Here is a 25,316-nt window from a genome sequence, read left to right as displayed (position 1 = left end):
GAACATAGTTTCCCGGTATTTTTCTTCAAACAAACCCTTTTCAACCATGAATACTATTGAATCAAAACAAGCACAACAGGCTTGGGACCTGATATCAGAAGGATATGACCAATATATCACTACTGCTCATGAAGCCCAGTTCACCAAAAAATTACTGAAATTGGCCGGCCTAAAACCCGGAATGGATTTCCTTGATGTGGCAGCGGGGAGTGGCGCATTATCCCTTCCGGCTGCCCAGATGGGTGCCAGGGTAAGCGCTGTGGACATTGCTCCCAATATGATCAGGCTCTTAAAAGCCCGGGCGGAAAGAAATGGCCTCCACCAGGTGAACGGCTATGTAATGGATGGGCATAACCTGGATTTCAAAGATAACCTTTATGATGTTACAGGCTCTCAATTTGGGGTGATGCTTTTTCCCGATTTGCCCCAAGGCTTAAGGGAAATGGTCCGGGTGACCAAACCCGATGGAAAAGTGCTGGTCATTGCTTTCCAAACCCCGGACAAAGTAGATTTCCTGAAGTTTTTCTTTACAGCACTTCAAATCAATATCCCTGATTTTGGAGGGTTGCCCAAGGACGCTTTGCCATTCCAGGTGGCTGATCCCCAAATACTGCAACAACGATTGGAGGAAGCCGGATTAAAAGAGGTCCAAATCTTCAAAGAAGTGTTGCCCTTCCGGTTTAAGTCTGGTTCTGAGCTTTGGAACAGTGTCTTGAACAGCAACCCTATTGCTGTAAAGCTCACTTCTGAACTAACCGAAAAGCAAAAATCCCAGGTCCAACAAACCCTGGAGGACATGGTAAGGGCCCAGGCAGGAGGAAAAGAAGAAGCCATTCTAAAGGCAGCATTAAATGTGGGTGTGGGTAAGAAAGGATAGAAAATTCAACCTGTTTTGTGAGCCAATTCATGCAATTTCAATACTGTTTTCCAGTTTCTTGTCGTAGCGCCAACCTTTAATTTTTTCTCAAAAAAAGCATTGGAAAGCTTGGTTTCATGGTATTTGCCTTCGCAAAACAGGAAAACATCCTTGTCAGATATAGCAAACCTGTCCGGGGCAAAATTGTCGGTTTCCACCTCCTGCCTATTCGCCTCCGATGGTTTTTCCTTTAGGAAGACCAGGTGCAGTTTATTGATATCTGCATTTTCATCAAAAAAGGGATTCCCTTGGATAGACTTCTCCAATTCTTTAGAAGACCTCACAATCACCGGAACCTCATAATCAAAATTTTCTTTGATGGATTTTTCCAATATATCGGCCAACTTTTGATTGTCTGTATTGGATTGAAAAATCACATTTCCGCTTTGTATATAAGTCTGAATCCCGGACAGCCCCAAATTAGTAAGCATATTTTTCAAATCTGCCATCCGTAATTTTCTTTTCCCTCCAACATTAATCCCCCTCAATATTGCAATCTTGGTTTCCATATTTTTTTCAAGTATTTCCGGAATATTAAAATCAAGATGAGGTCCACGAATTTCACGAAATAATTAGTGAAATTCGTGGACCGCCCTCAATCCGTCAATTCCGGCCAATCCCCATATTTCTTCGCATAGGCTTCTATCGCATCACAAGAATATTCCATTCCATCATAGCGCTCCTTCACACTTTGATGTACAAAAGTGGGGATCTTTTCAGGGTCCGGAATCTTTCTTTCCTTTTTGCCCAAAGCCAAATAACCTCCCCGGTATTCATTATGCTGACTGGCCAGGGGGTTGGTTTTTATTTTGGACATGTAGGATTCAAATGCCAACCCTGCATTCGCAGCTTCCTTCTGCATCCAAAGCATGGGAATATCCGCCAGGCATGAGCCATCCTTATCGGGTTGGTAACTGCCCCCAATGTCCGCATGGACACCGGCAAACCAAACCTGCTTCAGGTCCACTCCTTCTTTGGGTTCCCAAATGGTGGGCTCAAAATCATCCCTCAATTCATCCAGGGAAAGCGCATGGCGGGCCTTTTTGATATTGGAACCCAACTTCCGGTCATAAAACAGGTGCTTCTTTTCGATCAGCCCAAAAAATGAAAAAGGCAGCCCCATGGCCCCCACTGTATCCCAAACACCTACAAAATGAATCATGGTCTTGTCCTGAACAGCATACTTTGAACGCCAGTTTTTAGAGTAATCATCCCGGGGTTTGTATTTCTTGGTTTTATAGAGGTCAAAGGCCGCTTCCACCATTTTCCCTTCGGAACTTTTAAGGATGCTGCAATTATTGATAAGGCCGCAAAGGCTCCGGATGGTATAGGCCCCCCGGCTAAAGCCAAAAAGGTAAATTTCATCCCCAGGCTCATAGTTATGGATCAAAAAGCGGTAACCATCCTTGACATTCTTTTCCAGGCCCTGGCCAAGGGCACCACCGGCAAACTTATCATGATAGGAGCCAATGCCCCAGTCATAAAAGACAATTTGTTTGGTGCCATTTTGGTCGGTCGAGGCCATGCCCCGGGCAAACTGCAGCACATTGGTGGGAAAGTCTTCCTTTATATTTCGCTCCGGCCGGTTCCAGGTGCCATCGGCACAGATAACAATTTTTTTCATGGGTCGATTGGGTTTAAAAGTTCCTTAAAAAATACTGCTTATATTACCTTTTCCTTACTCTTAGATTGAGGTCAATAAATTAAAAATAAGGTACAAATTTTAGACAATTGCCAGAAGTCCAGTAAACACTTTTTTTATTAACCTGAATTGACAACAATCCACCAAATCAGGATAACAATTCTTAACCTTCTTTTAACGGTCTTGCATATGGCGTGTGGCGATTTTCGAAGCTCCTTCTCTTCCTCACAAGATGAACTTGATTAAGAGATGAAAAACTCGATTTTAAGATTGAACCAGCAATAAGCTATATGCAATGTTGGGGTTAGTAATCTTATTTCAGCAATTTAATTATCTCATTTTCTATATTTTGAAGACTTTCATCTAATTTTTCATTTATTCGATTTCCCAATTTAGACATTTTCTCAATATCTTTTTTTGCTTCGTTATTATCAAATTGAATCCGTTGTTTAGATTTCGCTATGTATTCATTAATACGTTTGTTTAATGCCTTTAATTCTTTGATAAAATTTGAATCTATTAAATGACCAATTGAAAATACATTGCTGGAATTTTTCTGAAAAAAATCTACCATTCTTGGAAAATGCTTTTCGAATTCAAAATCTCTTACATCACTTAAGTCAATTATTCTGTTAGAGATTTCAGATTTAACAACTTCAACTTTTTGTCTCCTTGTTTCAAGAAGTTCGATTCTTGCTTTTTTTAACTCAATTTCATTTTGTTTGGCTGAAATTCTTGCGTTAAAAAAAATATTTATTAAGCCCACAATTAGGGATGCTATTGAGGCAATAATGACAACAATAATTTCAGTTTCAATTTCCATAACTTCATATTTTAAGTGGTTTTTAATATTAACCCCAACGTAAAGTGTTTTAAACGCAATCTAGGCAAAAAATAAACTATTTTCTTAAGACTATCAAGATTGCGTTTAAAACATAGTTGGACGGAGCCGGTGAACTGCTATGGGCATTTGTCTTTCATGGATCTTTTCTTGGCGGGAGTTTTCAGGAGGTTCTTTGGTTTCGCTGTTTAAAGCTTCTAGTTTGATTGATGGTTTTGCTGGAAAAAGGCATATTTTTCCCTGGGAAACCTTTTCCCTCCAATCTGTTCTTCATGATGTCAATGAACGTCCCGTTTATAAAGTTTCAGGGGCCTTTTTCTTTTGGTGAAGCAATCCCGAACACCATTTTTCCCCGTTTACAGCAGGGGCAAAGGAAGAAGTCCGGGCCCAGTACCTCTTCCAGTATCTCGTAAGTGGTCAGTCCCTGGTAGAAGGAGATGTACCCTGTCTTTTTCAGCAAGCTGAAGCAGGTTTCCATTTTGGTCCTGCTGTTTGCCGAGGCCATGATCCCGTAGTACCTGATCTTGTAAAATCCAGAAGGGAGGATGTGCTGCATAAACCTCCTTACAAACTCGTGGCAGCTGAGGCTCATGGTCCTGTTCCTGTTGTCCCTGTAGTCCTTCCACCTGAAACTGACCGCTTTCCCATCAGTCCATTGGATCCTGCTGTTGCTGATGGCCACGCGGTGGGTATACCTTCCCAGATAGCTGACCACCTGGTTTGCCCCCCTGAAGGTCTTTTTGATGTAGACATGCCAAAACTTTGCATAGGCTTCCCGCCTGAGAAGCCTTGGGTCGGCAAACAGTTTTGCCTGCTTTTCCGGTATCCTGAGAAGGTTTCCTTCCAACGCCCTGATAAGTTTTTCCATAAATACGCCCCTGTAAATAGCTGACAGTGCCTTCACCGGAACAAAGAACTTTTTATGGGCGACGATCCACTCCTGCCCATCGCTGTCCAGTCCCCCGGCAGGAACAAGCATGTGGATATGTGGATGGTAGGACAGGGACTGTCCCCATGTATGCAGCACCGCCATACAGCCGCTTTCAACCCCCAGAAAAGCGGGGTTCAGGGCAGCCTTTTTCACTGCGGCCGAAGAGGCTTCAAACAGGAGCTTGTAACCATACCGCTGGTTGGTATAAAAAAGCGGCCTGAGAAAGTCCGGGACGGTGAACACTACGTGAAAGTACCTCACCGGCAGCAACCTGCTCCTGAGCTTTTCTACCCATACCTGCTGTTTGATATACTGGCACTTGGGACAATGGCGGTTCCGGCAGCTGTTATAGCTCGTTTTGGTATGGCCACAGCTGTCACATGCCAGGGTATGGGAACCCATTTCAGATGTCCTGCAGGAAATGATGTCCAGATAGGCCTTGTACTGGGCGGTACACGGGCTGTTTCCTGAAAGAAAGGATTCTTTCTGCCCCAGAAGGATATCGGAAAGTTCTACCCCGCTGTTCCTCTTGTTAAGGATATCCATCACAGCTCGTCCAGGGGACTTTTGATCTGTGCCGGATTCAAGTTGGTCACATGCAGGTAAACCGTAGTGGTCCTGAGGGATTTGTGGCCCAACAGCTCCTGGATTAACCTGACATTGGTTCCCTGCTCAAGAAGGTGCGTGGCAAAGGAGTGGCGAAGGGTATGGAAAGAAGCATGCTTTGTTACCCCTGCGCATTCCATGGCTTTTTTTAAAACGCACTGTGCACTCTTTTCACTGTAGGGTTTGCCAGGTGTCCGGCCTTCGAAAAGATAGGTTTTGGGCCGGTAGTACCTGTAGTATTCCCGGAGCCTTTCCAACAGCCCTTTTGGCAGCAGGGTATACCTGTCCTTATATCCCTTTCCTCCCCTTACTTTCAGCTGCATCCTGTCACTGTCGATATCACAGGGCTTCAGGCTGATCACCTCGTTCAGCCTCAGACCGGAGGCGTAGGTGAGGGCCAGCAGGCAATAATGCTTTCTGTTCCTTATGGAGTTCAGTATAAGGGATATCTCCTCTTTCGAAAAAACAGAAGGGAGGAGTTGGGGCCGTCTGGGCCGCTTGATTCTTACCGGATCCCAGCTCCTGCCCAGGACATCTTTGAAAAGTATTTTGAACGCACTGATGGTCTGATTCACCCCTGAAGGGGACATTTTGTTGACTTCGACCTTATGGAAAAGGTATTCCTTTAACTTACCAATACTGATCTGTTCGGGGATCTTTCCAAAATGTTTGGAAACTGCCGATACAAGGCTGATGTAGGTACTGATGGTCCTGGGGGAATAGTTCCTGACCAACATTTCCTCATACATCCGTTGACGAAGACTTTTTTTTCCATGATGTTATTTATTTAATGGTAAAACATGGAGTGAATTTAGGGTAAATCACTGAAAATAAATTGGTTAACTGTTCAAAATCAAATAGCTACCGACGTAGGAGGTTTTGTTCAACTTACTTATATCTTGTTTTTCAGGTCTTACCCAACCATATGCGTTGGGTATGGGCAGTTTTCCAGGTTTAATTATCAATAAAGGAAATTTGACGTCCTTATTTTTTTTCACTTCAAAAGGATTACCACTTTGTAATTTAGCATTAGTAATGAATTGTCCCCGTTTTTGTTTTTTTCTACGAATAGCCTGAATCTGAATAAAAATTCATTTCCTCCCAACCCATCAAAAAACTTCCACTACCCGGGCAAACCTTTTAAAAGAATACCGCTATAACCTATTTTTCCCAAAAAGTGAAAAATACCAGATCAAGGTAAGCTGATCATTTATTTTTTTGCAAAAATCGGATTGAAAACTTAGTGTTGCGGTCTCCACTACTCAAGGTGAGATTGCTTCATTCCGCTAAGGCTTCATTCGCAATGACGTCTTAGAACATATTTCAGTGACCTTAAATCGTTATCTTGCTACCAAAATCAACTACTTGATACATCTAATGTCTCAAATCTCCCATCTCATATCTATTTCACCCTTCCCAACTCCTCGCCCATCAACATATGCTTAAAGCCATCCCCTTCCCTGGGAGCGGTGAGGGTGAAATTTACCTTATCCTGAAAAACCATAATAAAGTCGGAGCCGCCAAAGGCAAAATGGCCCAGCATATCTCCTTTTTTCACCTTATCCCCGGGCTTTAGCTGCTTTTCAAGGTTAACCGAATTGACTACGGCCATGCCTATGGGCAGCAAGGCCACCAGGCCATATTTACTGGTATCCAATATTACACAGCCCCTGGTTTCCACCACCTGCCAGCCGATGGAGGAGGGATCAAAACCATATCGCTTATTTTGGGCATCCCACCAAATTTCACCCCCCGAAGGATTCACCCCAGGGATCACCCGGATTTCTTTAATAGTTCCACTCATGGGAAAGTGAAAGCGGTGATAATCACTGATTCCCAAAAAAGAATGGGTAAAGGTCCCCTTAGCAAAGGCATTTTTATAGGCACTTTCTTTTCCTAAAAGCTCGGGGATGGATTGGACCCTTGCTGATTTTACCGGAACGCCCTCTTTTGAAATAATTTCTGAATTTCCATCAATGTCCCATACTCCCTGTGGGCGGGAATCCGCAAAAGCAGCCACCACTGAAGGATCATCAGGAGAGGCAATGGGCCTTTGGTCCGGGGACTTAAGATGGCGGGCAAAAAACTGATTAAAGGTTTTCCAGTTGGAGGGATCTTCATACCAACCTTTATGCAACCCAAAAGCAGGATCCTCCAGGGCCATTTGATAGTATTCCTCATTCCAGGAGGCCTCCGTTTCTAAAAACCGGGCCCAGGATTGGTCAAAAGTGATAAGCCAGGAGGCAATGGGTTCGGCATACTGTAAGGTGTTTTTGTAATTTCCTTTCCCTTCCAGTTCGGGCAAGGGCTGATCCAGCAAAAAGTAAAAATAAATCAGGCTTTGGCTGGTCTGACTCAAAAGCCCGTTGTAATTGGTTTCCTGCAATAAATCCCAGGGCATACTCCTTTCACAATGCGAAACAAACTTAAAGTATTCCTCCAGGCTTTGGGCAGGGTTGGTCTTTTTATCGGGGTTGATCTGTTGGGCAATTTCCAGGGAGGAAACCAGCATGGATTTTACCTCTGGATTATTTTCCACAATCTCTATCAAAGCCTTAGTGGCTTCACCATAATCCTTTTTTTCCTGAGATTTCGACGGATTGAAGGCCGAAAAAGCAGCCATTATTAGGATAAAAAGCAGTATTTTGAAGTTCAGAAAGGATGGTTTCATGGGAAGGCAGGGTTATTTTGGGGGTTTAAAACAGGATATCACATTAACCTAACACAAAGGTCAGGAACGATAATAGGCAGGAACCGGAAGGTGTTTTCCTTCCGGATATATCAAGCAATAAATTAACATTTTATAAAGAGATTTTCAACCGTTGTCCCGCTGTCTCCGACAAGAGACCATAAAAATTGAGTCTAATGCGCTATTTAAACAAGGATTTGAAATCATGGAGAGCAGGTTTGCCTAAAATGGCTCATTATGCAAATATTGACAGAAAGCGGCTTTAGCGGAAAGAAGTGGGCAGTAGTAAGAATTATGCGGCTAAAGCCAAAAGGTGGCGGAGCTTTATTACCCAGGATTTAAACCCCGGGTTATGATAGTAATCGCCCCTATCAGGGCTTTTGAACTAGATTCTATAAAGCTAACCTTTGTCAAAGCTATGGGCTCTATACCCTCCGCCATTCGACATTTGTAATGTAAAATCCTTAATAAGCAAAATCTGAAATCCCGGAGAGGGAGAGCAAGTTCCCCTTAAATGGCTCATTGTGCAAATATTGATAGGATGAGCCTTTAGCGAAAAAGGGTGGGCAGTAGTGACTTTTTTGCTGGTAAAGCCAGGAGGTAGGGTTGAATTTTTAAGCTAGGGGATAATCACCCCTGGCCTGGATATTTTGCGGGGCTAGGTCTTGCTAAGAATGAAGTTACCCAAAGCCTTATCATGGCTTGAGGGTTTCAAAAAAAGTCCATATCAAAACTACCACATATCAACACTTCACCCCCAAGAATTTACCACAAAGCCTTCTTGTCCACTACCACAGAAGTTAGCCCCTAAGGTTAAGGGACAACATTCGGTAGCTCAAAGGCACTTTTATTGACATTGACCTAGCGAATCACCGTGACGCAAGTGGGCATCCAAAGCACCAATCGGAATTTTCATGGTCTTTTGCCCTTGCATTCCAGGCCTATGGCAAATCGTCACCTTACCGTCATTCACCTGGGTGTAGGTTAAAATCGCGAAGCCTCCCCCGAGGGCGATCTCTGAAATGTGGCCTGTAAATCCGCCATCGTCATCAGGATTAGCAAATATCTGAAAAACTAAGTTTCCTTCGGAGTCAAAAAGCTCCCATTGATCATTGGAGATTTTTAGCTGACCATGCGGGACCTCTACTGTGGTATTGTCGAAAATCGGTTGCAGAACCCAGCCTATATCCCTCTGGGGATCAAAACTTAAGGTGGGCACGAATTCGAAATCGAAAACATAGAACCCCAGACCATTGTTGAAGTTTACCGGGTTGTCGGAATCATAGCTAAAACTGCCAGTTTGTACAGTTTCTGAAATTCCAAAATCGAAATTGAAGCCTGCAGAGTTGAATGAAAACAGGTAGGTGACAATATTATCTTTCGACATCTGCATTGCCTGTTTGCTTGCATACACCGGGGTTTCCTGGGTGATTGCAGGCCCCTCAATCTGGCTGCAGCTAAAATTTAGAATGAGCCCCAAAAGAAGGAGGGGAATAAATAAGTAAGCCTGTAATGTTTTCATAGCGATGCCTCATTTTAGATTAAATCCTTTGCTGAAAGCGTTAATGGAATTACCCTTATCTAAAATGATAGGGCCAAATTATGGCTAAGGCACTAAATTGTATCAGGTTTCCTCTTCTATTTTTTAAAGATTAATCCTAACATTATATTACACCCAAAATTGGAGTATAATATCCAATACCACCCTGCTATAATACAAACACACAGTATTATTTTATATAATATTACCTGCCATTTATTTTAATAAATATTATATAATTTACGTTATTTCACCCTTAACATCAACTAATTAAATAGATAGTATAAAAGGAGGTATATTATGCAGTATTATCGCAAAAATCTACGACTTGCATAATAAACCCATTGGCCGGACGGCTGAGCTGAGGGTCCTTAAAATTTTAGCCTACGGTTCTCTATACAAAAATTGGAAAAGAATTTTTAAACAAAATGGTAAACGGTATTTAGGGAAGTACAATACTTTATTATTTCACTTAACATTTTATTTGTTCAAAATCCATACTTTCCTGAAATGGTAAGTATTACATTCATTTCAATGCATTTTTAAACATTATTTTGAGTCGTTTTTCCCTTACCTACTATGGCCCTTCCAATTAGCCTAATTGAACCATCAGGTTCAAAATTTATTCGTTCCCGAATTTTATCTTTTAATTTATCTTGGGAGTTCTTATTTAATGACTGTAAAAAACCGGGTGCAGGCCCTTGTCCACCAAAAAATGGATTCCAATAATCATCAAAATCTTTAAATACAGTTTCAATTTCAAGAAAAGAAGCTTCAACTTCTACTAGCCCAACCTTTCTCAATTCTTTTGATAAATTTTCTGAATTACAAATAGGAAATCTTTTTCCTTCGTCAAGGTTTTTAGAGGATGAATCAATTTGGCAGGAAGCATCCCAAAAATATCTTAAGAATTCCATTTTTTCAGCATAATCCCATACGTAAGCTGCAATAACTCCCCCTGGCCTGGTTACTCTTTTCATTTCCAATAAAGCATTCTCTATATCAGGGAAGAAGTTTAGTGCAAGCCCCGATACTACGACATCAAATCTTTGATCATCAAATGGCAAATCATCAACATTACCGACTTTAAAATCCCGGTTCATTGAAACCCTTTGCTTCGCTTTTTCAATGTATCCGATGGATGTATCTATACCTGATAAGCTTGAGGGGCTCTCATAATTTTCAATGGCCTGGCTCAAGGCACCCGTTCCACAACCAATATCGAGCCAGTTCTTATGGGAAGGAATATCAAGCCATCGCAAAAATTTAATGGCCATTAACGAACTCCATCTTCCCATAAAATATTCATAAGAATCCCCATCATTCCATTCGTCTTTTATCTGGGTCATAGTTCAAATCATTGTTCAAGTAAGCTTATTTTTCTATATGATATTTCCGAGTATTTATCTCCCAAATCGTTGAACCTGCAGGTTTTTTACCATTATGATTCATCACCAGGAAATCCTTTAAAATTATTTCATTGCTTGAGAATTGTTTTCCGTTATACCGCTCTTATTTTAGAACAATAATTTTATAGGTCTTTATGATCTGGATATAATCTAAAAAATAAGGCCCACTGGGTAAATCTTATCCAATGAAAGGTCCCTGACATTTGATTTTCCACTTTTGAAAATTTAAAACTCAATAGGAATTCATTTCTTCCTCTCCGGTTAAAAATCTCCCAATACTCAACCGATTTTTTTCAAAGAACACCTCTTGGACATATTTTCCCGAAAAGTGAGAAACACCTTTAGAAGTTAATAAAAAGCCCTCATTATTTCAACCCATTCCTCGGGTTACCTATTACCGCTATTCGACATTTGCAATGTCAAATTCCCAATAAATCAGGATTTGTAACCCTGTAGAACAAGGGACTTTTTAATGGCTCATTGTTCAAATATTAATAGAATGGGGCTTTAGCGAAAAAGGGTTGGCAGTAAGTGACTGTTAGGCGGCTAAAGCCAAGAGATGGGTGTGGCTATATTTCCCGGGTTTTGAACCCCGGGTAATTTTTGTAGTCGCCTTTAACAGGGCTTAAATGGGCTCTGGAGTGTATACCTTTGACTGGACAATAAGTTAAGCTCTTTTCTTAAATTTGAAACAATGAGTAATAGAGAAAGGAGAACATTTGACAAGGCCTTTAAAACGATGGCCGTAGAGCTTCATTTGAATGGAAAAACAAGTACTGAAGTTGGAAGAGAACTTGGGATTGGACCAGACCTGGTCAGGCGTTGGGCCAGGGAATTTAAAGCAAGTGAATCCAGCAGCTTTCCCGGAAACGGGAAACAGCATCTAACAGAAGAAGAGAAAGAAATCCTTGCCTTGAAAAAAGCCCTGAAAGAAGCCGAACTGGAGCGTGATATTCTAAAAAAGGCAGTAAGCATCTTTTCCAAGGGGGACAACAAATATTCCGGTTCATAAGGGCTCACAGGCACGAGTTTGCTGTTGAAAAGATGTGCAGGGTTTTTAAAGTAAGCAGAAGCGGTTTTTATGGCTGGCTTAACCGAAAACCATCCAAATGTGCTGAGGAGCGAGAAGAAGTATCCAGGGAAATCCATAAAATCTATGCTGAAAGCAAGTGCCGGTATGGAAGTCCGAAGATAACCATTGAGCTTAGGGACAGGGGCTTTTCGGTGTCCAGGCCAAGGGTTGCCAGGATAATGAAAGCAAATGGGCTCAGGAGTGTGATATCGGGGAAGTTCAGTGTCTGTACCACTGAATCTAACCACAGTTTCAGAATCAGTCCGAACCTGCTTAACAGGAACTTCAGCCCTGATGGCCCTGCAAAATCATGGGTATCGGACATTACCTACATCTGGACAGAAGAGGGATGGCTTTACCTGACCATGATCATGGACCTGTATGACCGTAAGATAATCGGATGGTCGATGTCCACCACCATGCATGCCGGGGCAACAGTTATACCGGCATGGCGAATGGCACAGATCAACAGGCCTTTTTTCAGAGACCTGGTTTTCCATTCAGACAGGGGCGTACAATATGCCTGCGGTGAATTCAAGAATGAACTCGATTCTGAAAAGGTGAGGCAGAGCATGAGCAGAAAAGGAAACTGCTGGGACAATGCAGTAGCTGAAAACTTCTTCAAAATCCTGAAATCGGAAACAGGATACCGTAAATACGGATCAGTAATGCAAGCAAAACAGGAAATTTTCGAATTTATTGAAATCTGGTACAATAGGAACAGGAGACACTCCTCACTTGGGTACCTATCACCTGATCAGTTCGGAAAAACCAACAAAAAAATTACCGTATAAAGACTGACCTCGAAATTGTCAGGGTGATTTTTTTTTCAATATCGCACTGACAATTTGAGGAGCCCGCGGCAGGCGTTATTATATTAACATAGAGCTTAATCATTTGTCCAGTTTTTTGTTGCAAATCCACTCCACAAATAATACGATAGCGGCCCTTCAGCTCCCATCCCTCCGGGAGGCAGGCGCTCAGGGACCGCATTCGACTCCGTCGCTTGGACGACTCAAATCTCGCTACTCCCTACTATAATAAAAAAAGGCAACAGCATCTTTTAACGGTCACCTTTTCTCCTTTGCCCCATCCTCTTTACTAAGCCGTAGCGAACACAGGCGTGGAACCATTAAACTGTAGCCTCCTGCTCTAATAACTCATTTTAGAAACAGAATTTTAACCCTATGTGGTCAACATTATTCCGGCATTTACAATTTACCACTTGCTACTAATATCCTATTACTGGATACTTTTCTAAACTAATTCTGATACCTCAACATTGACCCAATCAACTCCTGGGGATTACGTAAATTTTTGGCTTCGTCATCATCCAACCGGACATGTAGCGCATCTTCCACATCATAGATCAAGCCGCCCACATAAACGGCATCAAATCCCAGGTCATGGACAAAATCTGCCCCCTTCATCTTGGAAAGTGGCTTTACTCCATATTTCCCCATTACCTGGATGATGGTTTTTATCTTGGTATAATTTGTTTTCATTTTTCTCACATTTTATTCAGGACGTAAACCCCATTCAATTTGTCCTGGTCATATCGGAATCGATGCTAATTGGGCACCCTGGCCCTTATAGCCGGGTGCACCAATTAAACCTCATCCATAAAAACAACCAACTATAGATTATTAATAACCTGAGTTCGACTAATAAAAAAGACCGAAGCAGGGTCGCTATCGTCATTGCGACGACCAAGGGGAGGAAGCAATCTCGTTTTCAAAGACGAGACTGCTTCGTCCTCGTTCCTCCTCCTCGCAGTGACGTTTTTAGATTCGAGCTGAAGTTAATAAACATACTCCGCCACCTCGGATTCTTCTTCCTCCAAGGCTTTTTCCTCTATATGAATTTCCTTTTTCTGGTCTTTCCCAAACCTGGCCAGGATCCGGTCAAACAGGTAATATATAACTGGCACAACTACCATGGTCAGGAACATGGAGGAAATCAGCCCCCCGATCAATGCCCAGGCCAAGCCATTTTTCCACTCCGCACCGGCCCCTGATGCCAATGCAATGGGCAACATCCCAAATACCATGGCCAAAGTGGTCATCAAGATCGGACGAAACCGGATTTCCACTGCTTTGACCAAGGCAGCTTTTACCTCCAGTCCAGCTTCTTTCAGCTGATTAGTAAAGTCAACAAGCATAATGGCGTTCTTTGCAACCAGTCCCATCAGCATAGTTAATCCAAGAATACTGAAAATACTTAGCGAGCTGCTGGACATGGCCAGGGCCAAAAGAGCCCCAATCACCGCCAATGGCAGCGAAAACATTACAACAAATGGATAAACATAATTATCATACAAGACCACCATAATCAGGTAGATCAACAATATCGATGCCAACAAAGCAATTCCCAGGCTTCCAAATCCTTCTTCCTGCATTTTCATATCACCTGCATAGGAAATACTCACCTCTTTTGGAATTTCCAATTGGGCAATTCTCTCCTGAATTTCTGCCCCCACCGTACCGGTTGGTCTACCGGATACCTGGGACTTAACAGTTACAGAACCAATTCTGTCCTGGCGCTGCAACTCACTAGGGCCTTCTGAAGGGATTACCTTAGCAAATTGCTTCAATTGAATCAACTCTCCCCTGTTATTGACAAATCCTAATGCTTCAATATCCCCGACGGATTTTCTGTCAAACTCATCCATGCGGACATTGATATCATATTCATAATCTCCATCCCGGTATTGGGCATCAGTATTGCCATTGAAAGCCACTTGCATGGTTCCGCCCACCATACTCATGTTCAGGCCAAGGTCCGCCATTTTGGCCCGGTCCACTTCCACCCTGATTTCCGGGTTTCCCTCCTCCAGGCTGGATTCTATTTTCCGGGTACCAGGGACTTGCTCCATTTCTGCCATAACCTTATCAGAGAAGCTTTTCAGTGTATCCAAGTCAGGGCCTGAAAGCACAATCTGAATGGGAGCATCATTGGCAGTACCGGTAATTCCAATGGGAACTGCAGTAAATTCAGCGCCAACTATATTTTCCTCCAGTTGGATTTCTACCTTCCTGGCAAATTCAGGTGCTGTCATATTCCTTTTTTCCGCATCCACCATTTTTACGGTAATCTCTGCCGCATATGGTGTGGCCTGGCTTCCGGACATGCTTCCTGTGGTCTGCCCCACTGTGGTGAACAAACCGGTCACTTCAGGCATTTTGGAAATAAAGTTTTCCACTTCCCGGGTTTTGAAATTGGTTTCTTCCAAAGTGGAAGATTTGGGCAACTCCAACCTCATAATAAATTCCCCTTTGTCACCCTGACTCACAAATTCACTTCCGATAAAGCCATTGCTAACCAGCATAAAGGAAGAAACAAACAGCACAAGAGTAACTACCAGTGTAACGATTTTGTTATTAAAAGACCATTTCAGGATTCCAGTCAACCAATCCACCACACTGTCCAACATCTTCTCAAAGCCATTGACAATCCGGCCAAATATACTTTTCGGATTGATATGCTCCAGCTTAGAAAAGCGGCTGGTCAACAAGGGTATCAAGGTAAAGGCCACCAACAAACTCATTAAGGTCGCTACGGCCACTGTAATACTAAATTGGGTTAAAATTCCTGCAATCAATCCTCCGGTCATGGAAAGCGGCACAAACACTACCACAATCACCAGGGTAATAGAGGTTACAGTGCCTCCAATTTCCCGGATCCCATCATAGGAAGCTTGTATGGCAGATTTCCCTTTTTCCATATGCCGGTAAATGTTCTCAATTACCACAATAGCATCATCCACCAGGATCCCCACCACCAGTGAAAGAGCCAATAAACTCATCAGGTTCAAGGTAAATCCAGCCAGATACATCAGGGTAAAAGTGGCAATAATGGAAGCAGGCACAGCAATCATTACAATCAAAGCATTCCGGAAACTGTGCAGGAACAAGAGCATAATTGCAGCCACCAACAATACCGCAATCATCAAATCGTGAATCACTGCTTCCGCAGCTTCCAGGGTAAAGTCAGAGGAATCCTGGGAGACCTCAAACTTCAAATCACTTCCCTGGTAAGTGGCTTCCAAATCAGCCAATGCCTCATCAACCCTTTCTGCCACATCCACTGCATTGGCATCCGATTGTTTTTGGATGGTTATCCCAATGGCGCTATTGCCATTCAGCCGACTTAGAATTTCCTCTTCCTTATTGGAGTCAACCACCTCAGCCACATCATTAACTTTTATGGTAGATCCACCCATATTGCTGACCACCAATTCCCCGATCTCATTCACGCTGGTGAATTTCCCCGCAAGCCGGATCAAAATCTGTTCATCATCACTTTTTAATTTTCCGGTTGGGAAATCCAGGTTGGCAGAAGTTATGGCCTGGTTGACCTGTAAGGGAGAAATCCCATAAGCTTCCAATTTATTCTGGTTCAGGTTGACCTTAATTTCCCTTTCTGCGCCACCCAAAAGATTAACCTGGGCCACGCCGTCAATTTGGGCCAAGGTTGGCTGGATCCTCTGGTCCATCAGGTCATAAAATTCTGTTGCGGTCAGGGAAGAATAAGCCCCCATTTGCATGATTGGCATATCGTCCAGGCTAAATTTTCCCAAGGCCGGCGGATCCGCATCTTCCGGCAAATCCCCCAAAACAGCATCAATTTTCCGCTGTGCATCTTGCATGGCAATATCCACATCCACATCATCATCCAGTTCTATGGTAATGATGGAAAAACTTTCCAATGAGGTGGATTTCATCACATCTATTCCTTCAAGCGATGCCAGGGCATCCTCCAGCTCACGGGTTACAGAATTTTCCACCTCAGTAGGTGCAGCCCCCGGGTAAAGGGTAGATACCGTCACCACATTGGGGCTGAATTTGGGCAAAAGTTCATAAGACATCTGGCTGTAAGAAAACAGGCCCAGCAATGTCAGAATGGTAAACAGCACCACCACAATGGTGGACCGTTTGATTGATATTTTTGTGATCTGCAAATCCTTCTATTTTTCAGCTTACAGTTCAGTGACAGGCATTCCATCACGCAAATTGATCAAGCCGGAAGTCACCAGCTTTTCTCCTTCTTTCAAGCCATCCAACAGGACAAGTTTATCCTCTCCCATTGGAGCCAATTTTACAGGTTTCAATACTGCTTTACCGTCTTCCAGCACATATACCTCTGGATTTTTGACCCCATTGACCAAGGCTTTACGGTCAATAAGAATGGCTTCCCGGGAAGGGTAATCAAAGGAGGCATAAGCAAACATGCCCGGTTTGATTTCATCTGATTTTTCCTCTAAATCAATTTCCACCTCATACCGGAGGGAGCCATCTCCCTTGGCACTGGTAAAGCTTACTTTTCCTTTAAATTCTTTCTCTGGCAACACCCCCACTTTAACTTCCACTTCATCTCCGGTTTGAATGCGGGCAATTTCTGATTCTGAAACTTTCACCACCAGCTTTGCCGGATGTACATTCACAATGTCTACCACTTTCATGCCCGGGCTCATTAAGGTTCCGATTTCGTTATAATCCTCATTGATATAGCCTGATATTGGAGCAGTAATAACAGTATTGGCCAAACGTTTCTTGATCATTTTGACCTGAGATTCATTCATTTTGGCGGCATTCCTGATTTCTTCCAGTTGCTTTTCGGTGATGGCTTCTGTTCCGGCCAAATTTTCATACCTGGCAAGGTCTTTTTTGCTTTGACGCAGTTTTACTTGCGCAATAAACAATTCTGATTGTAAAAGTTCATCATCCAATTTGGCGATGACATCTCCTTTTTTCACATAGGCCCCTTTTCCCCTATAGACCTTTACCACCTTTCCACTGGCCTCTGACTTGAGGGTCAATTCCTGGCTGGGAACAAATTTGCCATTAGAAGTAAAGGAGACTTTATAACTTGACTTGGAAATTTTTTGAGTCCTTACAGGAATAGACTCACTGGTTTTCATGGCCTGCTCGGCCTTCACTTCCATTTCCTGTTTGTTTTTGAAAAGGGTAAAGCCAATGCTTGCCGCTATTATGACTAATACTATAGGTGTGATTATCTTTTTCATAGCAAATGTTGATTGATATGTTGGAAAGAGGGTTTCCGTACTTTTGAAGGGGAATTAGGGTTGATAGATTTTTTCAATATTTCCAGTGGATTTATACAAATCCGCTTGGGCTGTTTTGACATTGATGATTTGGTTGTAAAAGGCAGACCTTGCTTCCCTAAGGGCTGTTTCTGCATCCAATAAATCCGTCAATGGGGCCAGGCCTTCTTTGTATAATTTTTCGGTTTGGTCAAAAACATCCTCGGACAAATCCAGATTGGACTCCTGGGCATGGAGGCTCTTGAGGGAATTCCCCAACTTTTTCCGGGCATTCAGGTACTCTGCCCGGGCAGCCTGCTCTGTCATAAACTGGTCCTGCTTAAGTTTTTCAGATTTCACCCTGGCCTGGGCGATTTTGTTTTTCTTTTGGAACCCATCGAAGATGGGTAAACTCAATTTCAACCCAACCAGACTTCCCCTGTACCACACATGGCTATCGGATATAAAATCAAATTCCCTTGAAAAGGCATTATAATTCAAATCAGCAAAAGCCGAAAGGGTCGGGTAGTACCCGGACTGGATATTTTTGATGTTCAATGCATTTAGCTCTAATTGCTTGTCCAATACTTGCAGGTCATAGCGATCACTGAGCTGGGCATTGGCTGCCAAAGAACGAACAGGCAGGTTTTGGTCATTAAAATCATATGGAGCTAGTTCCAAATCCACATCTACCGGCAAGCCCATCACCAGCTTGAGGTAATTGGTTCGCTGTTCGATGACGATTTCCAGATTGTCCATTTGGGTTTCCAGGGTGGTCAGGTTCACCTTTACCCTGTTATGGTCCACCTTCCTGGCCAAATCATTTTCATATTGGGCCTTGATGATTTTTTCCAGTCTGCTCAGCTTATCATGGTTGGCCTGGAGATTATTCAATTGTAGCTGAGTGGCAATGACCCCATAATAATTGAGGGAAATATCATAAATGATGTCTTCCTCGGTCTTTTGGGTCAAGAGGCGGTAAAACTCCTCAGATGACTGGACTGCCTTAAGGCCCACCAAATAAGATTGGCTAAAAAGCAATTGGTTAATCTGAAATCCAGCTTTTATGCTTTGGGGCACCCCAAAGGAAATCACATCCACCCCGTTTGGGTCAGATTCCGGGTTCAGGACCCCGCCAGGGATGGCCTGGGGAAATACATCCAGGAAATTATTATAATTTCCATAGGCATTTATCTGGGGCATTCCGGAACCGGTGATTTCCTTTCGCTGGAAATCTGCTGCTGATTCATCTAATTGGGCCTTTTTGATATCCGTATTGTGTTTTAAACCCAATTTGATGCATTCCTGAAGCGTAAAGGGGTGGTCATTTTCAATGATCCCCTGAGCAAATCCACTGCTTGAAAACAAAAAAACAGCGATCAGTCCTGTCCAAAGTTGTTTTATCATTTTATTAATTTATAGTTAGTTACTTATTATTTTTTTTGTTCAGAATTTTATGAACTAAATGAATAAATTTTTTTTACGACTCCGATTTGGTATGCAAACGATCATATTTTTCAATGAGCTTGGGCATTTCTTCTTTCATGAAATCAATAAATTGTTGAAACTCCAGAATACACTGATTAAACTCAAGATTCTTTTCTGATCTGGCTTTCATCACTTCTTTAAGCAAAGAGCTTATTCTAAAGATCCCTTGAAGATCTTCTTTCATATCATTTCTCCAGTCCCTAGTTCTCAACTTAAAATATCTTTTTCGCTCACCCGGTTTCGTGGTGTATTCCACCTTATTCATGCTTTGGAGCAGGGTTAGTGCATTGCTGACAGCACTTTTACTTACGGACAAATAATCCTTGATCTCATCAAAAGTAGCCTCTGCCTCATCCAAAACTAACAACAAACCCATTATTCTACCCAAAATGGGTTGATGCCCTTTTTTCTCGAAAAAGACGCCTATTCGTTCAATAATTTCCTGTTGTTGTGCAGTTAACTTCATAATCCTTAACCCCTTCTTGAGAACCTAACGACACAAAGATACAAAAGGTTTTGTTAGTTCATAAAAAGGAGAACCAAAAATTTTGTTTGGATGGGTGGCCGTAAATTAAAGGAAGGATATTAATTGTACTTTTTAAATATTAAAAAATTCATTATTGGTATTTCATATTAATCATTAACCTTTTACTATTTTTTTTTATATACTAACAGGATATTGAATTTTTATCTCTGATACCAATAGTTCAAGTCTCCTGGCTTAAACTTTATCAACTGAAGTCTCCTGACTGCACCATTCTTTAAAAATACCGCAGTCTGGAGGATGCGGGTAGTAATGATCTAAAGTCTATAGACTTTGACCCATCTTCCCTCCTTTGACCATTCCCTCCCTAACCGTCATTTCAAAATCTCTCTGGAAATGACCAATTTCTGAATTTCTGAGGTACCTTCCCCTATGGTGCAGAGTTTTACATCCCGATAGTATTTTTCTACTGGGTAATCTTTGACAAAGCCATAACCTCCAAAAATCTGAACGGCTTCATTGGAAATTTTTACAGCTACCTCAGAAGCATAATATTTGGCTTTGGCACTGGCAAGTGTGACTTTTTCTCCCCGGTTTTTAAGGTCTGCTGCCTTAAAAGTCAATAATTTGGCAGCCTCCAGCTGGGTGGCCATATCAGCCAATTTGAAAGAAATCCCCTGATAACTGCTGATAGGTTGATCAAACTGGTGCCGCTCTTTGGCATATTGTATGGATGCTTCCAAAGCTCCTTCTGCGATACCCAGGGACAAAGCTGCAATGGATATCCTTCCACCATCCAACACTTTCATAGATTGGACAAATCCCTCTCCTACTTCACCCAGCACTTGGCTTTTGTGGACCTTGCAATCCTCAAAAATCATCTCAGCGGTTTCTGAAGTCCGCATGCCCATTTTATCCTCTTTTCTTCCTCCTCTCATACCCGGAGTACCCTTTTCAATCACAAATGCCGTCATCCCTCGGGACTCCCGCAATTTCCCTGTTCTGGCAATGATCACGGCAATATCCCCGGAAACACCATGGGTAATAAAATTCTTGGCTCCGTTGATCACAAAGTAATCCCCATCCTGCACGGCGGTTGTTCGCATATTGGCTGCATCTGATCCGGTATTGGGTTCAGTAAGTCCCCAAGCCCCTAGCGCTTCACAGGTAGCCAACTTGGGGAGGTAGCTCTTTTTTTGCTCTTCATTACCAAAAAGCATTATATGGCCGCAACAAAGCGAATTGTGGGCAGCCATGGACAAGCCTACCCCAGGATCCAGTTTGGACAATTCCATAATAGCCGTTACATATTCAAAGTAACCAAACCCGCTGCCTCCATATTCTGTGGGCACCAGCACCCCCATTAACCCTAACTCCCCCATCTTTTTAAAAAGTGGCAATGGAAATAGCTGTTTATCATCCCATTCTTTCCGAAACGGAGTGATTTCCTTCGCACCAAAATCCCTGATCATCTGGGCAATCATGGACTGGTTTTCATTAAAATCAAAATTCATCATAAGGATAATTGTTTAGGGCCCTATCTTTAAACTATAAAAAATTTAAAGGCAGCTTTGGCTCTTTTCCGATAGCTTCCTTATTGTTAAGATATTAACTTCCAGGGAAAAAATAAGTTTACTACCCATTAAATACAGTTAATTATTTTTAGAGGCTATTGATTACTATATATTTGTCATGAATTTTCATAAAACCTATTACCCCTATAAAAGAAGCTAATTATGAAACAAATTTTGATTACCGGCGGAGCCGGCTATATAGGATCCCATACCGCAGTAGCTTTGGTCAATGCCGGATTTGAACCTATCATCATAGATAACTTTTCAAATTCCAATAAAAATGTGCTTCAAGGTCTGGAGGCCATCTTGAGCAAGCCGGTCAAATACTACGAAGGAGACTGCAATGACCGGAAAATGATGGAAAAAATTTTCAAGGAAAATGATTTGCAAGGGGTTATCCACTTTGCTGCCAGCAAAGCGGTTGGAGAAAGCACTCAAATTCCTTTGACCTATTACAGCAATAATATCAATTCCCTGATCATCCTTCTTGAAACTATGAAGGAGTTTGGGGTAAAAGATATTGTTTTTTCTTCTTCCTGCACCGTTTATGGGCAGCCTGATGAACTGCCGGTAAAAGAAACCACACCGAGAAAAGATGCGGAAAGCCCCTATGGCAACACCAAAAAGATCTGCGAAGATATCCTTACCGACCATATCAAGAGCGGTGCTGAAGCAAGGGTAATTGCTTTGAGGTATTTTAATCCAATTGGTGCTCACCCTTCCTCCAAAATCGGGGAACTTCCATTGGGAGTACCTGCCAACTTGGTTCCATTCGTTACCCAGACTGGAGCAGGGATCAGGGAAAAAATCACTGTATTTGGGGATGATTACAATACCCCTGACGGCACTTGTATCCGTGATTATATCCATGTGATGGATCTTGCAGACGCCCATGTAAAATCAATCGAATACCTGGCGGACAAAAAGAACAATTTCTTTGACCTATTCAATGTGGGCACCGGTAATGGAAACTCTGTTATGGAAGTGATAAAAGCTTTTGAAAAAGTAAGTGGAAAACCATTGAATTACGAAATTGGAGCCAGAAGGGCTGGTGACATCGAAAAAGTTTGGGCCAACACCGACAAGGTTTCTTCTGTTCTGGGTTGGTCCCCTAAGTATGGACTGGAAGATGCACTGAAAGATGCCTGGAATTGGCAGCTTCATTTGGGCAAAGAAAAAGTTTAATAATTCGAAAAATTACCCTCTGAATCCCAAGACAGTACAGGACGGTTTTTAGAAGTCAAGTAATTAATTTTAACCTATAATTAATACTACGAGTTTTAATTAGGGGTTTATTAATCGAAAACCATTTGCTTCATAAGCAAATGGTTTTTTTATTTTCACTTGACTTTAAAGCGCTTTTTTTAACTCAGCAGTTGCAAAAACACCAACTTCAATTTAGGTTAACGGTTAACCGTTCCCAGCCTCGCACTATTATTTAACAACATGCTGTAAAACAAAGATTTTCAGAACTTTAATTCTTTTCTTATAAAAGTAAATTTGTCGAACCGTGGAATTGTCGAATTACCTATTAATGCATTAGCCAGCGATCATTGCTCTTTATTCTTATTTCTTGGTTCTGTTATATCATTAGATCTGATGGGCCGGAGTGGGCACTCAATACTTACTACTCATGACTCAAATCTCCTTTACCCATTTCCTTTACCTCCTCATGTTTGGGCTGAACCATATGCACCGGCACCAAATAACTTACAATGATCACTGCCATCAATAGTAATAGTTGATTCTGAAAAGGTTGATAAAATGCCCAACATCCCCCAATTGCACTGACCACCCCTGCCCAGATCATTGGCTTAAACTGCAGGATCATTCCTGTAGCATAACCAGCGGTTCCATATAAAATCAAACAGATAGGGTAAATCACCAACCAACCTAATTCACTCGCACTGAACAGGACTGCTATAACTGCCAGGGCCATTCCTCCCCAAATGCCGGCCATCACCCTTCCCATATAGGTTCTTACCCTGGAAGCCTTTCTTTTTTTGGCCAAATAAATAAAATGGACCACGGCACCCAAAAACATAAAAGCCCAAACTCTATAAGGCTCCGAATATTCATATAAATAACCAAAAACATAATGGGTGAAGGCGCAGGCCAAGGTCAAATACCCCCACATAAAGTACAACAATCGGTCATGATAAATACTAAACCGGGTTTCCTCAATCATCGACTGTATTACCTGTGTACTTTCCCCGACTTTCGACTTGTTTGATTTTTTATGCATAACAATGTGGGTTAATGGATTTATTTGTCATTTTCGCCAAAAAATGCTCCAATTCCTTTTATATAATTTAAGGCCCTCAATTGTTTAAAACAAGCTATAAGCCTTGTATTTCAAACCCTTAACTGAATTGACCTTGCTAAAACATTTCAGGATGTTGCAGAATCCTTATGCGGGGGTTGGTGAGGATACAAACCATGGTTTTAGAAGTAAAAATCGTATGATTTCCGATAGGGGCTTTGAAAGGCTTTATTGAGCATTCCTGTGCATTAGCGGAAATTGGTTTCCTCAATTTTGATTGCTGGCCGCTAAAGCTGGAAAGTTTTCGTTCCATAGCCCGGGTGGCAGCTTTTGAGAAGCAGCTGCCCGGGGTTATTTTAGTAGGACCCGCCTGGCGGGTCCTTTAGTTTATCTTATTTATTACCCATTACCTCTAATATTTAGCTTGTAGGGATATTCCTACATGGAAGAACTGGATTTGCAACAAAAAACTGGACAAATGATTAAGCTCTATGTTAATATAATAACGCCTGCCGCGGGCTCCTCAAATTGTCAGTGCGATATTGAAAAAAAAATCACCCTGACAATTTCGAGGTCAGTCTTTATACGGTAATTTTTTTGTTGGTTTTTCCGAACTGATCAGGTGATAGGTACCCAAGTGAGGAGTGTCTCCTGTTCCTATTGTACCAGATTTCAATAAATTCGAAAATTTCCTGTTTTGCTTGCATTACTGATCCGTATTTACGGTATCCTGTTTCCGATTTCAGGATTTTGAAGAAGTTTTCAGCTACTGCATTGTCCCAGCAGTTTCCTTTTCTGCTCATGCTCTGCCTCACCTTTTCAGAATCGAGTTCATTCTTGAATTCACCGCAGGCATATTGTACGCCCCTGTCTGAATGGAAAACCAGGTCTCTGAAAAAAGGCCTGTTGATCTGTGCCATTCGCCATGCCGGTATAACTGTTGCCCCGGCATGCATGGTGGTGGACATCGACCATCCGATTATCTTACGGTCATACAGGTCCATGATCATGGTCAGGTAAAGCCATCCCTCTTCTGTCCAGATGTAGGTAATGTCCGATACCCATGATTTTGCAGGGCCATCAGGGCTGAAGTTCCTGTTAAGCAGGTTCGGACTGATTCTGAAACTGTGGTTAGATTCAGTGGTACAGACACTGAACTTCCCCGATATCACACTCCTGAGCCCATTTGCTTTCATTATCCTGGCAACCCTTGGCCTGGACACCGAAAAGCCCCTGTCCCTAAGCTCAATGGTTATCTTCGGACTTCCATACCGGCACTTGCTTTCAGCATAGATTTTATGGATTTCCCTGGATACTTCTTCTCGCTCCTCAGCACATTTGGATGGTTTTCGGTTAAGCCAGCCATAAAAACCGCTTCTGCTTACTTTAAAAACCCTGCACATCTTTTCAACAGCAAACTCGTGCCTGTGAGCCCTTATGAACCGGAATATTTGTTGTCCCCCTTGGAAAAGATGCTTACTGCCTTTTTTAGAATATCACGCTCCAGTTCGGCTTCTTTCAGGGCTTTTTTCAAGGCAAGGATTTCTTTCTCTTCTTCTGTTAGATGCTGTTTCCCGTTTCCGGGAAAGCTGCTGGATTCACTTGCTTTAAATTCCCTGGCCCAACGCCTGACCAGGTCTGGTCCAATCCCAAGTTCTCTTCCAACTTCAGTACTTGTTTTTCCATTCAAATGAAGCTCTACGGCCATCGTTTTAAAGGCCTTGTCAAATGTTCTCCTTTCTCTATTACTCATTGTTTCAAATTTAAGAAAAGAGCTTAACTTATTGTCCAGTCAAAGGTATACACTCCAAACTCTTT

Annotated in this window: 19 protein-coding genes; 3 read left to right on the top strand and 16 right to left on the bottom strand. The window is 42.3% G+C overall.

Annotated features, from left to right (window positions below):
- Nucleotides 1-46 precede the first annotated feature (46 nt).
- Entirely contained in the window at nucleotides 47-877 is an 831-nt protein-coding gene (locus QWY93_RS08610) for a class I SAM-dependent methyltransferase (RefSeq protein WP_290247790.1), read from the top strand.
- Between the two features lie 5 nt (nucleotides 878-882).
- On the opposite strand, the gene QWY93_RS08605 is transcribed toward QWY93_RS08610, so the two are convergent.
- The 8 genes from QWY93_RS08605 to QWY93_RS08570 form a co-directional block, all read right to left on the bottom strand.
- Nucleotides 883-1,425, bottom strand: coding sequence for a DUF1697 domain-containing protein (locus QWY93_RS08605; protein WP_290247789.1), 543 nt, complete (start codon nucleotides 1,423-1,425; stop codon nucleotides 883-885).
- Between the two features lie 86 nt (nucleotides 1,426-1,511).
- Complete coding sequence (locus QWY93_RS08600) at nucleotides 1,512-2,540, bottom strand: T6SS phospholipase effector Tle1-like catalytic domain-containing protein (RefSeq protein ID WP_290247788.1); 1,029 nt, start codon at nucleotides 2,538-2,540, stop codon at nucleotides 1,512-1,514.
- 331 nt (nucleotides 2,541-2,871) lie between these two features.
- Nucleotides 2,872-3,381, bottom strand: coding sequence for a hypothetical protein (locus QWY93_RS08595; protein ID WP_290247787.1), 510 nt, complete (start codon nucleotides 3,379-3,381; stop codon nucleotides 2,872-2,874).
- Between the two features lie 322 nt (nucleotides 3,382-3,703).
- Nucleotides 3,704-4,876, bottom strand: coding sequence for an IS91 family transposase (locus tag QWY93_RS08590; RefSeq protein WP_290248799.1), 1,173 nt, complete (start codon nucleotides 4,874-4,876; stop codon nucleotides 3,704-3,706).
- The gene (locus QWY93_RS08585; protein ID WP_290246383.1) at nucleotides 4,876-5,685 is read right to left on the bottom strand and encodes a tyrosine-type recombinase/integrase; all 810 of its coding nucleotides are present in this window, start codon (nucleotides 5,683-5,685) and stop codon (nucleotides 4,876-4,878) included. Before QWY93_RS08585 ends, QWY93_RS08590 begins: the two co-directional genes overlap by 1 nt.
- Before the next feature lie 653 nt (nucleotides 5,686-6,338).
- The gene (locus tag QWY93_RS08580) at nucleotides 6,339-7,607 is read right to left on the bottom strand and encodes a phosphatidylserine decarboxylase (RefSeq protein WP_290247786.1); all 1,269 of its coding nucleotides are present in this window, start codon (nucleotides 7,605-7,607) and stop codon (nucleotides 6,339-6,341) included.
- A gap of 865 nt (nucleotides 7,608-8,472) precedes the next feature.
- Entirely contained in the window at nucleotides 8,473-9,147 is a 675-nt protein-coding gene (locus QWY93_RS08575; protein WP_290247785.1) for a hypothetical protein, read from the bottom strand.
- Nucleotides 9,148-9,707: 560 nt separating this feature from the next.
- Nucleotides 9,708-10,514, bottom strand: coding sequence for a class I SAM-dependent methyltransferase (locus tag QWY93_RS08570; protein WP_290247784.1), 807 nt, complete (start codon nucleotides 10,512-10,514; stop codon nucleotides 9,708-9,710).
- A gap of 754 nt (nucleotides 10,515-11,268) precedes the next feature.
- Here QWY93_RS08570 and QWY93_RS08565 point away from each other — a divergent pair.
- A protein-coding gene (locus QWY93_RS08565; protein ID WP_435380184.1) for an IS3 family transposase occupies nucleotides 11,269-12,440 on the top strand; the annotation gives its coding sequence in 2 pieces (ribosomal slippage) (nucleotides 11,269-11,530 and nucleotides 11,530-12,440; 1,173 coding nt in all).
- A gap of 468 nt (nucleotides 12,441-12,908) precedes the next feature.
- Here QWY93_RS08565 and QWY93_RS08560 read toward each other — a convergent pair.
- From QWY93_RS08560 to QWY93_RS08535, 6 genes are all read right to left on the bottom strand, one after another.
- Nucleotides 12,909-13,151, bottom strand: a complete 243-nt coding sequence (locus QWY93_RS08560) for an acyl carrier protein (RefSeq protein WP_290247783.1) — start codon at nucleotides 13,149-13,151, stop codon at nucleotides 12,909-12,911.
- Nucleotides 13,152-13,447: 296 nt separating this feature from the next.
- A complete protein-coding gene (locus QWY93_RS08555) occupies nucleotides 13,448-16,606 on the bottom strand; it encodes an efflux RND transporter permease subunit (protein ID WP_290247782.1) in 3,159 nt (1,052 codons plus the stop codon).
- An 18-nt stretch (nucleotides 16,607-16,624) separates the two neighbouring features.
- Nucleotides 16,625-17,671: an efflux RND transporter periplasmic adaptor subunit gene (locus QWY93_RS08550; protein WP_290247781.1), complete on the bottom strand. Its 1,047-nt coding sequence runs from the start codon at nucleotides 17,669-17,671 to the stop codon at nucleotides 16,625-16,627.
- 54 nt (nucleotides 17,672-17,725) lie between these two features.
- Nucleotides 17,726-19,096: a TolC family protein gene (locus QWY93_RS08545; protein ID WP_290247780.1), complete on the bottom strand. Its 1,371-nt coding sequence runs from the start codon at nucleotides 19,094-19,096 to the stop codon at nucleotides 17,726-17,728.
- A 73-nt stretch (nucleotides 19,097-19,169) separates the two neighbouring features.
- On the bottom strand, nucleotides 19,170-19,643 hold the full coding sequence (locus tag QWY93_RS08540) for a GbsR/MarR family transcriptional regulator (protein WP_290247779.1): 474 nt from the start codon (nucleotides 19,641-19,643) through the stop codon (nucleotides 19,170-19,172).
- A 392-nt stretch (nucleotides 19,644-20,035) separates the two neighbouring features.
- Nucleotides 20,036-21,175 (bottom strand): acyl-CoA dehydrogenase family protein, encoded by a 1,140-nt coding sequence (locus tag QWY93_RS08535; protein ID WP_290248845.1) that lies wholly within the window; start codon nucleotides 21,173-21,175, stop codon nucleotides 20,036-20,038.
- A 222-nt stretch (nucleotides 21,176-21,397) separates the two neighbouring features.
- On the opposite strand from QWY93_RS08535, the gene galE reads away from it, so the two are divergent.
- Entirely contained in the window at nucleotides 21,398-22,420 is a 1,023-nt protein-coding gene (gene galE, locus QWY93_RS08530) for a UDP-glucose 4-epimerase GalE (RefSeq protein ID WP_290247778.1), read from the top strand.
- Nucleotides 22,421-22,862: 442 nt separating this feature from the next.
- Here the strand turns inward: galE and QWY93_RS08525 are convergent, their stop codons facing one another.
- Both QWY93_RS08525 and QWY93_RS08520 read right to left on the bottom strand, forming a co-directional pair.
- On the bottom strand, nucleotides 22,863-23,480 hold the full coding sequence (locus QWY93_RS08525) for a hypothetical protein (RefSeq protein ID WP_290247777.1): 618 nt from the start codon (nucleotides 23,478-23,480) through the stop codon (nucleotides 22,863-22,865).
- Nucleotides 23,481-24,079: 599 nt separating this feature from the next.
- Nucleotides 24,080-25,251 (bottom strand): IS3 family transposase gene (locus tag QWY93_RS08520; RefSeq protein WP_435380184.1). Its coding sequence is split into 2 segments (ribosomal slippage): nucleotides 24,080-24,990 and nucleotides 24,990-25,251, totalling 1,173 coding nucleotides; the frame shifts between segments, so codons are not numbered across the junction.
- Nucleotides 25,252-25,316: the final 65 nt, after the last annotated feature.

Source organism: Echinicola jeungdonensis, assembly GCF_030409905.1.
Lineage (GTDB): Bacteria > Bacteroidota > Bacteroidia > Cytophagales > Cyclobacteriaceae > Echinicola > Echinicola jeungdonensis.
The sequence above is the reverse complement of the archived record's forward strand: the minus strand, read 5'-3'. Positions and strand labels throughout refer to the sequence as shown.

Excerpts from the sequence above, each read along its gene's own strand:
- QWY93_RS08580 (WP_290247786.1), bottom strand. The coding sequence starts at position 7,607 with ATGAAACCATCCTTTCTGAACTTCAAAATACTGCTTTTTATCCTAATA.
- QWY93_RS08540 (WP_290247779.1), bottom strand. The coding sequence starts at position 19,643 with ATGAAGTTAACTGCACAACAACAGGAAATTATTGAACGAATAGGCGTC.
- QWY93_RS08560 (WP_290247783.1), bottom strand. The coding sequence starts at position 13,151 with ATGAAAACAAATTATACCAAGATAAAAACCATCATCCAGGTAATGGGG.
- QWY93_RS08600 (WP_290247788.1), bottom strand. The coding sequence starts at position 2,540 with ATGAAAAAAATTGTTATCTGTGCCGATGGCACCTGGAACCGGCCGGAG.
- QWY93_RS08575 (WP_290247785.1), bottom strand. The coding sequence starts at position 9,147 with ATGAAAACATTACAGGCTTACTTATTTATTCCCCTCCTTCTTTTGGGG.
- QWY93_RS08550 (WP_290247781.1), bottom strand. The coding sequence starts at position 17,671 with ATGAAAAAGATAATCACACCTATAGTATTAGTCATAATAGCGGCAAGC.
- QWY93_RS08610 (WP_290247790.1), top strand. The coding sequence starts at position 47 with ATGAATACTATTGAATCAAAACAAGCACAACAGGCTTGGGACCTGATA.
- QWY93_RS08590 (WP_290248799.1), bottom strand. The coding sequence starts at position 4,876 with ATGGATATCCTTAACAAGAGGAACAGCGGGGTAGAACTTTCCGATATC.
- QWY93_RS08570 (WP_290247784.1), bottom strand. The coding sequence starts at position 10,514 with ATGACCCAGATAAAAGACGAATGGAATGATGGGGATTCTTATGAATAT.
- galE (WP_290247778.1), top strand. The coding sequence starts at position 21,398 with ATGAAACAAATTTTGATTACCGGCGGAGCCGGCTATATAGGATCCCAT.
- QWY93_RS08545 (WP_290247780.1), bottom strand. The coding sequence starts at position 19,096 with ATGATAAAACAACTTTGGACAGGACTGATCGCTGTTTTTTTGTTTTCA.
- QWY93_RS08585 (WP_290246383.1), bottom strand. The coding sequence starts at position 5,685 with ATGTATGAGGAAATGTTGGTCAGGAACTATTCCCCCAGGACCATCAGT.
- QWY93_RS08525 (WP_290247777.1), bottom strand. The coding sequence starts at position 23,480 with ATGCATAAAAAATCAAACAAGTCGAAAGTCGGGGAAAGTACACAGGTA.
- QWY93_RS08605 (WP_290247789.1), bottom strand. The coding sequence starts at position 1,425 with ATGGAAACCAAGATTGCAATATTGAGGGGGATTAATGTTGGAGGGAAA.
- QWY93_RS08535 (WP_290248845.1), bottom strand. The coding sequence starts at position 21,175 with ATGAATTTTGATTTTAATGAAAACCAGTCCATGATTGCCCAGATGATC.
- QWY93_RS08595 (WP_290247787.1), bottom strand. The coding sequence starts at position 3,381 with ATGGAAATTGAAACTGAAATTATTGTTGTCATTATTGCCTCAATAGCA.